This is a genomic window from Mycoavidus sp. SF9855, from assembly GCF_024582735.1.
Classification (GTDB): domain Bacteria; phylum Pseudomonadota; class Gammaproteobacteria; order Burkholderiales; family Burkholderiaceae; genus Mycoavidus.
Genome location: NZ_CP102085.1, coordinates 289,796 through 302,833, shown reverse-complemented (window position 1 = coordinate 302,833; position 13,038 = coordinate 289,796). Strand labels below are relative to the sequence as shown.

General features: G+C 48.6%; 10 protein-coding genes and 1 pseudogene. 7 read left to right on the top strand and 4 right to left on the bottom strand.

Going from position 1 to position 13,038, the window contains the following annotated elements:
- The first annotated feature begins 219 nt into the window (after positions 1-219).
- A complete protein-coding gene (locus NQD60_RS01310; protein WP_257100744.1) occupies positions 220-2,610 on the top strand; it encodes a penicillin-binding protein 1A in 2,391 nt (796 codons plus the stop codon).
- Between the two features lie 52 nt (positions 2,611-2,662).
- Here the strand turns inward: NQD60_RS01310 and cyaY are convergent, their stop codons facing one another.
- The gene (gene cyaY, locus NQD60_RS01305; RefSeq protein WP_257100743.1) at positions 2,663-2,986 is read right to left on the bottom strand and encodes an iron donor protein CyaY; all 324 of its coding nucleotides are present in this window, start codon (positions 2,984-2,986) and stop codon (positions 2,663-2,665) included.
- Positions 2,987-3,022: 36 nt separating this feature from the next.
- On the opposite strand from cyaY, the pseudogene NQD60_RS01300 reads away from it, so the two are divergent.
- Together NQD60_RS01300 and lysA are read left to right on the top strand one after the other, a co-directional pair.
- Positions 3,023-3,127, top strand: a pseudogene (locus NQD60_RS01300) (lipoprotein); the annotation flags it as partial.
- 102 nt (positions 3,128-3,229) lie between these two features.
- On the top strand, positions 3,230-4,498 hold the full coding sequence (gene lysA / locus NQD60_RS01295) for a diaminopimelate decarboxylase (RefSeq protein WP_257100742.1): 1,269 nt from the start codon (positions 3,230-3,232) through the stop codon (positions 4,496-4,498).
- A 121-nt stretch (positions 4,499-4,619) separates the two neighbouring features.
- Here lysA and ccsB read toward each other — a convergent pair whose 3' ends face one another.
- Together ccsB and NQD60_RS01285 are read right to left on the bottom strand one after the other, a co-directional pair.
- Positions 4,620-5,738, bottom strand: a complete 1,119-nt coding sequence (gene ccsB, locus NQD60_RS01290) for a c-type cytochrome biogenesis protein CcsB (protein ID WP_257101224.1) — start codon at positions 5,736-5,738, stop codon at positions 4,620-4,622.
- An 84-nt stretch (positions 5,739-5,822) separates the two neighbouring features.
- The gene (locus NQD60_RS01285) at positions 5,823-7,883 is read right to left on the bottom strand and encodes a cytochrome c biogenesis protein ResB (protein WP_257101223.1); all 2,061 of its coding nucleotides are present in this window, start codon (positions 7,881-7,883) and stop codon (positions 5,823-5,825) included.
- Between the two features lie 388 nt (positions 7,884-8,271).
- On the opposite strand from NQD60_RS01285, the gene NQD60_RS01280 reads away from it, so the two are divergent.
- On the top strand, positions 8,272-9,801 hold the full coding sequence (locus NQD60_RS01280) for a Fic family protein (protein WP_257100741.1): 1,530 nt from the start codon (positions 8,272-8,274) through the stop codon (positions 9,799-9,801).
- Here NQD60_RS01280 and NQD60_RS01275 read toward each other — a convergent pair.
- A complete protein-coding gene (locus NQD60_RS01275) occupies positions 9,798-10,442 on the bottom strand; it encodes a cytochrome c (protein ID WP_257100740.1) in 645 nt (214 codons plus the stop codon). The two genes, NQD60_RS01280 and NQD60_RS01275, sit on opposite strands and share 4 nt — an antisense overlap.
- 203 nt (positions 10,443-10,645) lie before the next feature.
- Here NQD60_RS01275 and yihA point away from each other — a divergent pair, with 203 nt between their 5' ends.
- The 3 genes from yihA to NQD60_RS01260 all read left to right on the top strand — a co-directional run bounded on the left by yihA (position 10,646) and on the right by NQD60_RS01260 (position 12,881).
- Entirely contained in the window at positions 10,646-11,284 is a 639-nt protein-coding gene (gene yihA, locus NQD60_RS01270; protein ID WP_257100739.1) for a ribosome biogenesis GTP-binding protein YihA/YsxC, read from the top strand.
- A 185-nt stretch (positions 11,285-11,469) separates the two neighbouring features.
- The gene (gene hemB, locus NQD60_RS01265; RefSeq protein WP_257100738.1) at positions 11,470-12,468 is read left to right on the top strand and encodes a porphobilinogen synthase; all 999 of its coding nucleotides are present in this window, start codon (positions 11,470-11,472) and stop codon (positions 12,466-12,468) included.
- 146 nt (positions 12,469-12,614) lie between these two features.
- A complete protein-coding gene (locus tag NQD60_RS01260) occupies positions 12,615-12,881 on the top strand; it encodes a hypothetical protein (RefSeq protein WP_257100737.1) in 267 nt (88 codons plus the stop codon).
- Positions 12,882-13,038: the final 157 nt, after the last annotated feature.

Here is a 13,038-nt window from a genome sequence, read left to right as displayed (position 1 = left end):
CTTAATTTTGCCAATAAATAGGGACAAGAAATACTCAGCTAAATGGCTAGTTTATCGGTGGCGTATTAGAGCCAGCTAGAACCGTCAAAATCCCCGATAAGAGTAGATTTGAGAAGAAAATTACAAAATAGCGACGTTAACCAGACTAAAATCACTTTAAAAGTACACGCAACCTGACAGCAGGTGGCTATAATCCACTGTCCCTCTTTTATCATTTTTATGGCTTCAAAATCTCCCCCCTCCTCGCGCCCACGCCCTGCCCGCTCGCCTTGGCTGGTTCTGTTTCTTTGGTTAAGCGGAGCAGCCGCTACGCTGGCGACAATCGGTACATTGCTGATTGCTTATATGCTGATCGTCATGCTGCCCAAGCTACCTTCACTTGAAGCACTGACTGATTACCAGCCCAAAGTGCCCTTGCGAGTCTATACGGCCGATCATGTGCTAATTGGTGAATTTGGCGCCGAGCGACGCCATCCTGTACGCTTTGAAGAAATCCCTGAGGTCATGAAAAAAGCGGTGCTCGCCATTGAAGATTTCCGCTTTTACGATCATCACGGAGTTGATTTCATCAGTATTTTGCGCGCCGGCTTAGCGGATATTTTGCATGGTAGCGCAGCCCAAGGCGCGAGCACCATTACCATGCAAGTTGCGCGCAACTTCTTTTTATCAAGCGAAAAAACCTATACGCGCAAACTCTATGAGATGCTGCTCGCCTATCGGATTGAGGCAACGCTGACCAAAGATCAAATCCTTGAGGTCTATATGAACCAGATTTTTCTGGGCCAGCGTGCCTATGGATTTGCCGCTGCTGCGCGGGTCTATTTTGGCAAAGATATCAAAGATATTACGGTGGCCGAGGCAGCCATGCTAGCTGGACTGCCTAAGGCCCCTTCCGCCTATAACCCAATTGTTAATCCAAAACGGGCAAAAATTCGGCAGACCTATATTTTAAAGCGCATGCATGACTTACGATACATTGATGCGGCACAATATCAGGCAGCGTTACGGGAGACCTTGCGAGTCAAAGGCTCAGGTAAAGAATTTAGCGTTCATGCAGAATACGTCGCAGAAACGGTGCGCCAAATGATGTATGCACAATATCAGGATGAAATTTACACGCGCGGGCTTAACGTAGTGACAACGATTGACTCTGCCGAGCAAGATGCGGCGTACCGAGCAGTCCGTAAAGGCGTCTTAACCTATGAGCGGCGCCATGGCTATCGTGGGCCAGAAACCTATATTGATTTACCGGCTGAACCGGAAGCGCGCGATCAAGCCATTGCGAATGCCTTACTAAATGAACCCGATAATGGAGAACTCAAGGCAGCCGTCGTGACCGCCGTCCGCGCAAAAGAAGTACAGGCCGAGCTATTAAGTGGCGACACCATCACAATTACCGGTGAAGGTTTAGCCTTTGCCGCGCGTGCGCTCACGACACAAGCGTCAAACACTAAGCGCATCAAACCAGGAGCCGTGATTCGGGTCACTCAGGCAGCTAATGCTAATTGGTCAATCACCCAGCTCCCTCAGTTAGAAGGTGCTTTGGTATCACTGACCCCGCAAAATGGCGCAATCCGCGCCTTAGTCGGCGGGTTTGATTTCAATAAAAATAAATTTAACCATGTCACGCAGGCTTGGCGGCAACCGGGTTCGAGCTTTAAACCCTTTATTTATGCAGCATCGCTCGATAAAGGCTTGGGCCCAGCCACACTGATCAATGATGCTCCGCTGTATTTCGCTGCGAAACAAGCCGGTGGCCAGCCTTGGGAACCCAAAAATTATGGTGGCCGCTATGATGGCCCAATTAGCCTACGCACCGCCCTAGCAAAATCAAAAAACCTGGTCTCGATCCGCATCCTAGACTACATTGGCCCTAAATATGCGCAAGAGTATCTTACGCGCTTTGGCTTTGATGCCGATAAGCATCCTGCTTACTTGCCCATGGCGCTTGGCGCTGGACTCGTAACGCCGCTGCAGATGGCTACCGGTTATGCTGTTTTTGCAAATGGCGGCTACCACGTCAATCCTTATTTGATTGCCACTGTCACCGACCAGCGCGGGATCGTTATTTCACAAGCACAACCACTGGTTGCCGAAAGCAACGCCCCCCGCACCATCAGCGCTCGCAATGCTTACTTGATGACCAATCTATTACATTCTGCGGTGCAAAGAGGTACCGGCGCACGTAGCAATGTGCTTCATCGCACCGACCTGGCAGGCAAAACTGGCACCACTAATGATTCGCACGACGCTTGGTTTGCGGGCTTTCAGCATGAGTTGGTCGCAATTTCTTGGCTAGGATATGACCACCCTAAAAGCCTAGGCGATCGAGAAACGGGCAGCGGCCTAGCCCTGCCCATGTGGATCGACTACATGAGCCGCGCCTTGCCACGTCTTGCCGTATATTCATGGCCCCGGCCCAGTAGCGGGATTACCGAAATCGACGGTGAACTTTTTTATGATGATTTTTTGCCAGGGCATGGTTTTGTTGCCCATATTGATACGAGCCAATCCCTGCTTACCGGCGAGGGAGGGGCAATTTCTGGCGCAAACATTGGCGTGAGTGAGACAGAAAAACGGGATATTATGGACTTGTTTAAGGGTCAATAAAGTCGCTGAAGGTGGCTTGCCTCTTTGCATTTTGAGGGGCAACCGCCACCCATCAACCCTCAGACAACTCAATAGTTACGCCCGCTTGCTCGCTTGCATAGCGTGACAAGGCGGCAAATAATTCAGTGCCATTGCGCGTGTCAAGCCAAGCTCCGTCTTGTTGCCGGTAGTGAAAACCGCCGGCTTTCGCCGCCAACCAAATTTCTTGCATGGCCGCTTGTAAATTAACAATGATCTTGCTACCGTCTTCAAATTCTAGAGTTAATACATTGCCATTACGCTCATATTCGACCTCAGCCCCGCTTGCATCCAGCGCGGATTCGATTGCATCTAGCGTTGCCTCAGCAAACGCAAGGTATTCTTTATGATTGGTCATGCTACACTTCCCCGCTTCAATTTTCCGAGTTTAGCTATGCAGACTATTTGCAAAGCCAGCGCAATTGTAACGGTTTTCATGGCGCTTGCCGCTTGTGGACAACGCGGGGCACTGTATTTGCCAACCGTGCCGCCGTTACCCGAGCCTGCTGCCGCCCCACAGGCGGCGAGTCCGTTAAAAAATACGCCAGCCGCATCACCGCTCAAACCACTGGCTCCATTCTCTTCCAGCAGTCACTAATAAATGCTTGATAACGCTTTTGAATATATTAACGCCGAACTGCATGCAGAAAGCGTCCCGCTTACACTGCTTGCACGACAATTTGGCACACCGCTTTACGTTTACTCGCGTGCCGCCTTGACCCGCGCGTATCAAGCGTACGCGCATGCGTGCGCAGGCCATAACGCAAAGGTTTACTATGCCGTCAAAGCCAATAGCAATCTCGCTGTGCTCGATGTCTTTGCAAGGCTAGGGGCGGGCTTTGATATCGTATCAGGCGGCGAGTTAGCGCGTGTGCTCAAGGTTGGCGCACACGCCGACAAAATTGTTTTTTCAGGCGTCGGTAAAAGTGTCAGCGAAATGCAAGCGGCACTGACTGCGGGCGTCAAATGTTTTAATATTGAATCGCTCCCTGAACTACACCGCTTGCACGACATTGCAGCCAATACAGGTAAAACAGCACGGGTGTCATTGCGCGTCAATCCAGACGTAGATGCAAAAACGCATGCGTATATTTCGACAGGGCTTAAGTCAAATAAATTTGGCATTGCTTTTGATGAAGCGCGTGCGGCCTATCGTACAGCGGCGTCAATGAAATCGCTCGAAATCATGGGTATCGACTGCCATATTGGCTCACAAATCACTGAAATCGCGCCTTATCTCGATGCGCTAGATAAAATGCTCGAGCTGATTGAATCGATTGAAGCAGACGGCATCAAAATCTCTCATCTCGATATGGGGGGCGGCCTTGGCATTTGCTATGACGCCGAAACGCCGCCAGCGATTAGCACATTTGTGCACACTCTACTGAGTCACCTTGCCAAGCGAGGTCACGGACATCGTGAAATTCTATTTGAGCCAGGCCGCTCATTAGTTGGCAACGCAGGTATCTTGCTGACAAAAGTTGAATATTTAAAACCTGGCGCAGCCAAGAACTTTGCGATTGTAGATGCCGGTATGAATGATCTTGCCCGGCCCGCAATGTATCAAGCCTATCATGATTTAATCCCCGTTCTTCAACACCGCGACAACACGCCACAGGTGCTCTACGATGTGGTCGGGCCGGTTTGCGAAAGTGGCGATTGGCTTGGTCGCGATAGGACTCTGGCTCTTAAGTCTGGAGATTTACTTGCTGCGCGCTCGGCTGGCGCGTATAGCTTTGCGATGAGTTCAAATTACAATACACGGCCACGCGCAGCGGAAGTGATGGTGGCAGGGGAACACGCCTATTTAGTGCGTGCACGCGAAACAGTTGAACAATTATTCGCGGCTGAAATAAGACTACCGGATTAAAACTGTAAGGGAAACTCCGGCAGATGGGGTTGGTACACCCCATCTGCCCTCCCGCTCAGCAATCAAGACATGGTTGATATGCCTTTACCACCGCATCGACACCACGTTAAGATACAGATAATTACAGCTGCCCATAACTATGCAGACCAGACAAAAACATATTCACCCCCAAGAAAGCAAACATCGTCACCAGTAAGCCAATCAGCGCCCACCAAGCCGCCAAGGCGCCGCGCAAGCCCTTAATCAGCCGCATATGTAGCCATGCTGCATAGTTTAGCCAGACAATTAACGCCCAGGTTTCTTTAGGGTCCCAACTCCAGTATCCACCCCATGCATCAGCTGCCCATAGCGCACCAAGAATGGTGGCGATGGTAAAAAAGGCAAAACCCACAGCAATTGATTTATACATCAAGTCATCTAGCACAACCAAAGCTGGCAAACGATCAACCCATACGCCGTAGCGTTTGAGCAAGGCCGCGACGGCAACCATCGCGGCTAGCGCAAAACTGGCATAACCAATGAAGTTCGCTGGCACATGAATTTTCATCCACCAACTTTGCAAGGCGGGTACCAGAGGCTGAATTTGTTGAGCCTCGCGCGCAGCAGCGTACCATATTAAAAAACCCACGGCCGCACTGATCACAAGCAGCACAAAGGCGCCTAATGCGCGCGTTTGATAATGCATCTCATAGTACAAGTAAAAAAGTGCCGTCAACAGACAGAACAATACAAAAACTTCGTAGAGATTTGAAATTGGGATATGGCCAATATCTGCACCAATCAAATAAGACTCATACCAACGCACCATCATCCCCGTAAAGCCTAATAACACAGCTGCCCAGCACAGCCACGAGCCAAGCTTAGCGCCCACGGTTGAGCGCGCCAGTAAGCCGCCCCAATAAAACACCGTTGCCAGTAAAAAAAGGGTGCTCATCCACAAAATTGCGGATTGGCTCGATAAGAGATACTTTAAGAAAAAAACTTGATCCGCTCGCGCCAGCTCACCGTGATAAAAAGTAATAGCTAAATAGGATAGAACTGCGATGAGTGTCAGCAACACGCGCACTGGCTTCCAATACCAACCCAGCACCCCAAAAACCGGTACCGCTGCCAGTAAAATAGCCTGCTCGTAGTAGTCCATACTATGACCATACTGCATGAGTGTAAAAATGGCACCGGCAATCAGCGCTCCTAAATAGAGCCAATCAAACGGCGTAAGTCGGTTTAATCGCGTTTGCATAGGAAAAGCTTCTGGGCTTGACGGCGTAGACAGGCCGGTTTTGATAGGCGACTTAGTGGCATGTAAATTTTCCATCATTTAACTTCAAAGAGTGTCAGGTATATTGAGGGTTCTGCCAACTTGATGACGTAGTTGGACAAATTCGTTTTCAAAATCGAGGGTTCTACGAGCAGCAGACATGGCCATTAATACTGTTGTGCCAGCGTCATGTTCACTCTCTTTTAGCCAAAACCATACACGTCGTTCGCGCACATAAAACATAGCGAACACACCGAGCACCAGTAACAGACTACCAAAGTAAACAATCTTTTTTCCCGGCGAACGCGTCACTTGAAAAACCGAAGCTTTTACTTCATTAAATGAGTCAAGTTGCAAAAAAACCGGAGCGCGGTAGAAAAAACTATCGGATAAAGCGTTGATGGCTGATTGCACAAAGCGGCCATTAGCCGCATTCTCTACATTAGGTATCAGTCCCGCTCGCTCACGCACAATTTGCCAAAGGTCCCAAAACGCCCCTTCTAGCGTACGCAATAATAACTCTACCGCTTTTGCTTGCTCGGCTTTAGGCACAGAGGATTCGATAAACTTCGCCAACGCAGCAAATCCTCCTGCCGTATCTGCACCGTCATTCTGGATGGCTTGAGCCAGCGCCTGATCCCCAGCAAAAAGACCCAATACACGCGCCGCACTTCGCTCCAGCTGCAATTGCAATGGTGTCCCCGGCTGAGCTAAACGCGCCGCAAAACGCTTGGCGGCAGCTATGCGCAAGAGCGGGTTTTGCAACGCTGCGCGCAATTGCATCCAGGTCTTCACCGTATGCTCCGTATCGGCTGGAATGCGCAGATAGCGAAAAGGCTGCTGCGGGTTTTCGCGCATACCCGCTAAAAACACCCACTCGCCATCAATTTCAAGCGGCAGCATGTAATGATTGAATTCCCGCGCTTGGCCTGTGGTATCCCGTATCTTATATTGTACAGAAGGGCCTATATTGCGTAGCGTTTGCGGTTTAGACGTTTTAGCGCCAGACCCCAGCCGCTCATCAAAGGCCTCTTTCAATGAGCGGCGGGTAACGCCACGTACATCGGCTTTACCGTCGGCATCGGCAATATTCTCAACATTAATGGCGCGGAAATCGGTCAATTCGAGGGTTGCTCCGTCACTCGTTAAGGACAGCGAGCTATTAATGTGCCCTTTTAACGGAAAAGACCGCACCTTTGAACCCACCATCGGATAAGCCGTGAATTGCACACTTGACCCACCATCCTCAAAACTCGATTGATAAATGGCAATACCACGGTAAATAAAAGGTTTGTTCACTTCAATACGAGCTGCAATAGGCTGCTGACTCGTTTTATCCAAAACGACAATATCGCTGACAAAGCGTTTGGGCATCCCAGTTGAATAATATTCAACGATAAATTGATTAAGTTGGAGGGTGAATGGCAAATCTTGGATCAGCGTACCATCCACTTGATTCAGAATGGCAGTGGATACATGCTGACCTTCAGGTACCCACGCATAGCCACGAAAGCTTGGATTCGACGTACTTAGCCGGTGCTTAGGCGCAATTTCAGCAATCACTGCATTGCCTTGCAATGGGGATTTATCAAATAGCCACATTTGTAGACGCACCGGTAAATTACTATCAAGTAACCCACCGATACAAATCACCACAATCGCCAGATGCGCAAAGATATAGCCCAACTTGCTCAAGGCGCCACGCTTGGCGGCGATCAGCAAGCCACCGTCGTTTTGTTTTACTTTATAGCGATAGCCACTCGCCTTAATCAACCTTTGAAGGCGTGCGGCGGTCTCCGCAGGAGCATGAGCCCCCTCAAAATTAGCCCGATGCCCGAATGCGCGTAAGCTATTTTCTTGCACCCGATCTTTCCAACTGCGCATCTCAGCAATCATGTGTGGGCCATTACGCCATAAGCACAACGAGAGCGAGACAACTAGAAACAAGAGGATTGCGCTAAACCACCAAGAACTATAGACATTGTATAGGCCCAGTGAATGAAAAATTTCAGCCCAGAATGGGCCGAACTGAGCAACATAATTAGGATAGGGCTCTTGTTGCTTAAGCACTGTGCCAATAATGCTCGCGATCGCGAGCACCACCAATAAGGCAATCGCAAAACGCATCGAACTGAGTAATTCAATGGTGTTTTTCGATATAGGGCGTTTTGTCTTGAGCGGAGTATTTGAATTCAATTTCACAGACTAGCCTCGCCTGCTCTGCACAAAATCGCTGATCGCCGCTGAGCCAGGCAAGCATCGGCACCTAATTTAATTCGGCCTTTGCCAATTGGAGTGTAGCCGTTCACGGCTTTTCGATGCTGCCACAGAACATATTCGATTGGTTCAGATAGACTAAATCGCGCACATTTTTGCGGGAAAATTGTCGAATGCGCACATTTTTGCGATAAAATTGTCGAATGCGCACATTTTTGCGATTTCGCGCTCATTTTTGCGATAAAAATATTAAACACGCTTACTTTTGCTATTTCGCATCCATTGTTGAGTCAATTCAATGACCTATTATGACTTATCAACCCAACAGCCTGTAGGATATACGTGGCTAGTTGAAGCATATCAATTGAAAACACGCCCCCATTGGCGCCAGTCTTTCATCAAAAGCAACGTTCAATCACGTGAAACCCTCAATCGTGCCGACCATTTACAGCAAAATTTTCGTCAAAGTTACGCGCCAGAAAACACTATTTTAGGTCATCTTGAGTTTGCTTTGCGATATGAAGGCATCAATCTCGAAATTTTAAGCCGCCTCTTTATCCAAGACGGCAAAACACAATTGGAAACGGCCTTACAAAAATCAGCTCAAACGCATAGCTTAAGACGGCTCGGCTTCTTGTATGAAGGATTGACCAACACACGGCTTAACGCACCAGATACAAATAAAAAAAGTGCTTACATTAAACTAGCTGACAACAAACTCTATGTGAATTACAACAAATCCGTTCGTAGCGAACGGTTCCGCATTGAAAATAACCTTATAGGGAGCTTCCAATTTTGCCCAATCGTACGGCGCACACCTACTATCCAAAAACTCTTAGAGCAAGATCTGGCAGGTGCCGTCAATCGCGCGCTCATGCGCTACAACCCACGTAGCCTCGAGCGAGCCGCTGCCTGGCTCTATTTGAAAGAAACCCAATATTCATTTGATATTGAACGAGAAAAACCAAGCGGCAACAAAACCGAGCGTTTCATGCAAGCACTGCGTGAAGCAAGCGACCCCCAGCCGGTGACACAAGAACGTTTGTGCTTACTCCAAAATATTGTGGTTGATGCACGTTTTCGCGAGGTAGGCTATCGTAACAGCCAAAATTATGTTGGCCGAGAACTGAATAATGGGCTCCATCGCGTCGATTTCCTGCCACCTCGCCCCGAGGATATTCCTTCACTGATGGAGGACTGGATCGCTTGGACCAATCACCTAGCCGAAGAAGACGGAATAGCGGCCCCCATCGCGGCTGCATTAGCTGCTTTCTCTTTTGTTTTCTTGCATCCATTTATGGATGGCAACGGCCGTATTCACCGCTTCCTCGTGCATGAAGTACTGACACGCCGAGGCTTTACTCCACGTGGGTTTATCTTACCCGTATCAGCCGTGATGAAAGCTCGGCTAGATGAGTATATTTGTGCGCTAGAAGCCTTCTCAAAACCATTAAAACGCTTAACCGATTACTATCCGATCACACCCGATATTCCAGCACGAGGAAACGATGCATTACTGTATCGGTATTTCGATGCAACTCCACAGGTCGAGTTTTTATTATTGTGTTTAAAGCAAGTGATCGAGAAAGATCTTGAACAGGAACTCCAATTTTTACTTAAACGCGACACCCTCTATGCAAAGCTAAATGAAGAATTCGATTGGCCAGGAACAGCGCTTGATAAATTTATTATTTTTGTCCATCAAAATCAAGGAAAGTTGTCCAAAGCTAAACGTGATAAATATTTCTCTTATCTAGAAGATACTGAGATTTTAAGATTTGAGGAAATTTATGACGATGTTTTCAAAGCCATGCCTCCAGAAGCTTAGCGCAGACCCGCAATATACTCTGCCAGCGCCTTAATTTCTTTGTCTGATAAACGCTCTGCAATCGCCTGCATAGGATCATTGTTAGCCCGTTCACCTTGTTGAAAGGCCTGCAATTGCGTGATCGTGTAATCTTGCCATTGGCCAGCTAAGCGCGGATATTGTACTGGCATGCCAGCGCCCGTTGGGCCATGGCATGCGGCACAGGCTGGCACGCCTCTCTCGGCGATGCCGCCACGCCAGATTTGCTGGCCATGCGCTGCCATCTTCTGGCTGTGCGCAAAAGCGAGCTTTTCTGGCAAGCCAGCAAAATAAGCTGAGACATCCCACATGTCTTGTTCAGACAGTACTGAGGAAAAGCTTGCCATAATAGGATTGTTGCGTTTTGGCGCTTTGTCACCGGACTTAGTTTTGTAATCAAGTAACTGTTTATACAGATATTCAACATGCTGACCAGTAAGATTAGGCGCGAGACCGGTTGCCCCGCCGCCCTCTACGCCATGGCAGGAGATACATACCTGGCTTGCAATTGCTTGACCACGAGCAGTATCTATTTTTACTGACATATTGTGCGGGTAGGCCGCCGTTGTGTACGCCACTAATCCCACCCACATCACTCGCCAGAACTTGTATGGCCGGCTCATAGAACCTCCTTGTCTCGTTTTGTTGTTGCCTCTCAAAACCGGTCTAATAGGCTTTTTACTTGATTTTTATATTATACAATAAGGACTTTTCCAAGGTTTATAAACAGCCACCATAAGCTTATGCCGGTTTAAGTTAAACCACCACGTGGCAGCTGGCGTCAAATGGGGGTAAGTTTTTTCTACCGCCTTCAAGGCACACATTTATGTCTTTCTTGCTTCACCAAGCGCGGTTTCTTGTTACCGTCAATCATTTACGCGATCTGCCTCCATCGCCATTACCAGAAGTCGCTTTTGCCGGCCGTTCTAACGCTGGCAAGTCAAGTGCGATTAACGTACTGTGCAATCAAAGGCGGCTTGCTTTTGCTAGCAAAACGCCGGGACGTACGCAGCATATTAATTATTTCTCAGTCGGCCCGGCCGATCAACCTCGCGCCCATCTGATTGATTTACCCGGCTATGGCTACGCTGAAGTCCCGGCTAGCGTGCAGATACATTGGGAGCAATTACTCGGCGGCTATCTACAGACACGGACACAGTTATGCGGTTTAATTTTACTGATGGATGCACGCCGCCCATGCACGGAGCTTGATTGGCAGATGATCGATTGGTTTGCCTCAACCGGCAAGCCGATTCATATGCTGCTCACTAAAGCCGACAAATTGACCCGGCAAGCCAGCATTAATACGCTCCGCACGGTACAGCAAAAGCTCGCTGAATACACCATGCGATTAGGCCTGCCGAATCAACTCACGGTACAACTCTTTTCAACTCTAAAGCGGGTGGGTCTCGATGATGCGCAACACACGATCGAAGCATGGTTGAAACCGGCTCATCAAACCTAAAATAATGGTGTAAAAATGAGCAAAAAAAAGCCGCCGTCAAAGCGGCGGGAAAAAGCCTGTCAATTAAGTAGCAGGCTCCCGCTCAGGGAGGAGAAGCGGGGAGCGTATGTACTATCTACAACGCTCGTCTTCCATAATATATCAATTTTCCCAAGAAATTCAGAATTTACCTTCCAATTTATGCTATGAGCGCCTACCCTGTCTATCGATCACGCCGGATGCGTGCCAACGAATTTTCTCGCCGCTTGCTATGTGAGAATGTTTTGACCAGTAACGATCTGATTTATCCAGTTTTTATCGTTGACGGTCATCAGGTACGGCAAGCTGTGCCGTCAATGCCTGGGGTTGAACGACTGTCAATTGATCTGTTGCTACCGGTGGCGCAGCAATGTGTTGAGTTGCGCATCCCCGTGTTGGCGCTTTTTCCAATGATTGAGCCCTCTTTGAAAACACCTGATGGCCTAGCGGCAACACAGGCTGATGGTTTAATTCCGCGCGCCGTACGTGAATTGAAAAAGGCGTTTCCAGAATTAGGTGTGATGACCGATGTCGCACTCGATACTTACACCAGCCATGGGCAGGATGGTGTGATCAATGAAATGGGCGATATTCTCAATGACGAAACCATTGAAATTTTAGTTAAACAAGCCTCTGTGCACGCTGCAGCCGGCGCCGATATCATTGCCCCATCGGATATGATGGATGGCCGGATTGGAGCGATTCGCGCAATGCTTGAGAGCGAAGGATATCGCAACACAAAAATTATGGCCTATGCCGCCAAATATGCTTCTGCCTTTTATGGTCCATTCCGGGATGCCGTAGGATCGGCCGCCCAGCTTGGCAAAAGCAACAAAATGACGTATCAAATGGATCCGGCCAATAGCGATGAAGCATTGCGTGAAGTGGCGATGGATATAGAAGAAGGCGCTGATATGGTGATGGTGAAGCCAGGTATGCCTTACCTCGATATCGTGCGGCGCGTGAAAGATGAGTTTCGTTTCCCAACTTATGTGTATCAAGTAAGCGGTGAATATGCGATGCTAAAAGCGGCCGCTCAAAATGGCTGGCTTAACCATGATCAAGTCATGCTTGAGTCGTTACTGGCTTTTAAACGGGCAGGGGCAGACGGTGTCTTAACTTATTTTGCATTAGATGCGGCAAAATACTTGCGCGCCATTGGATAAAAAACCCTTTATAACCCTCAGGATTACCCACAAATTTGTCGGAAGAATCGCTAGAGAAGTCAGAATTTAATTTAACGCATCTACCGGCCACGGAAGGTCTGAGCTATTGCAGCAACAAACATGTACGTGGATTCATGATGCACAGTATGTTGGCAGTTACCCCGAAAGGATTGCCACTAGGCATACTGGGAATGAAAGCGTGGGCACGCAATCTGAGTGAGTTGGGCAAAAAGAAACAGCACGTTAAGAAGCCGATTGATAAAAAAGAAAGCGTGAAGTGGCTCGAGGGCGTAAAGCAATTGACGGCCCTCAAAGCTGGATGCCCTAAAACGCACATGATTAGCGTGTGTGATCGCGAGCAGATATTTACGAATTATTTGTTGCACCGCGTCCAGATGGAGTCGATTGGTTAATTCGTGCCTCTTGGAATCGCAAAGTGGATCATCCTGATCAATACTTGTGGAAAGCGATGGCATCTGCTCCCGAATTAGGCCGTATAGAACTTAACGTGCCTGCTCGTAGCAACTGTGCATAGCGCATCACTCAACTGGCCATAAAATTTGTGGCAAC

Excerpts from the sequence above, each read along its gene's own strand:
- NQD60_RS01285 (WP_257101223.1), bottom strand. The coding sequence starts at position 7,883 with ATGCGTTTTGCGATTGCCTTATTGGTGGTGCTCGCGATCGCGAGCATT.
- NQD60_RS01260 (WP_257100737.1), top strand. The coding sequence starts at position 12,615 with ATGTTGGCAGTTACCCCGAAAGGATTGCCACTAGGCATACTGGGAATG.
- NQD60_RS01280 (WP_257100741.1), top strand. The coding sequence starts at position 8,272 with ATGACCTATTATGACTTATCAACCCAACAGCCTGTAGGATATACGTGG.
- NQD60_RS01275 (WP_257100740.1), bottom strand. The coding sequence starts at position 10,442 with ATGAGCCGGCCATACAAGTTCTGGCGAGTGATGTGGGTGGGATTAGTG.
- hemB (WP_257100738.1), top strand. The coding sequence starts at position 11,470 with ATGAGCGCCTACCCTGTCTATCGATCACGCCGGATGCGTGCCAACGAA.
- ccsB (WP_257101224.1), bottom strand. The coding sequence starts at position 5,738 with ATGCAAACGCGATTAAACCGACTTACGCCGTTTGATTGGCTCTATTTA.
- cyaY (WP_257100743.1), bottom strand. The coding sequence starts at position 2,986 with ATGACCAATCATAAAGAATACCTTGCGTTTGCTGAGGCAACGCTAGAT.
- lysA (WP_257100742.1), top strand. The coding sequence starts at position 3,230 with ATGCTTGATAACGCTTTTGAATATATTAACGCCGAACTGCATGCAGAA.
- yihA (WP_257100739.1), top strand. The coding sequence starts at position 10,646 with ATGTCTTTCTTGCTTCACCAAGCGCGGTTTCTTGTTACCGTCAATCAT.
- NQD60_RS01310 (WP_257100744.1), top strand. The coding sequence starts at position 220 with ATGGCTTCAAAATCTCCCCCCTCCTCGCGCCCACGCCCTGCCCGCTCG.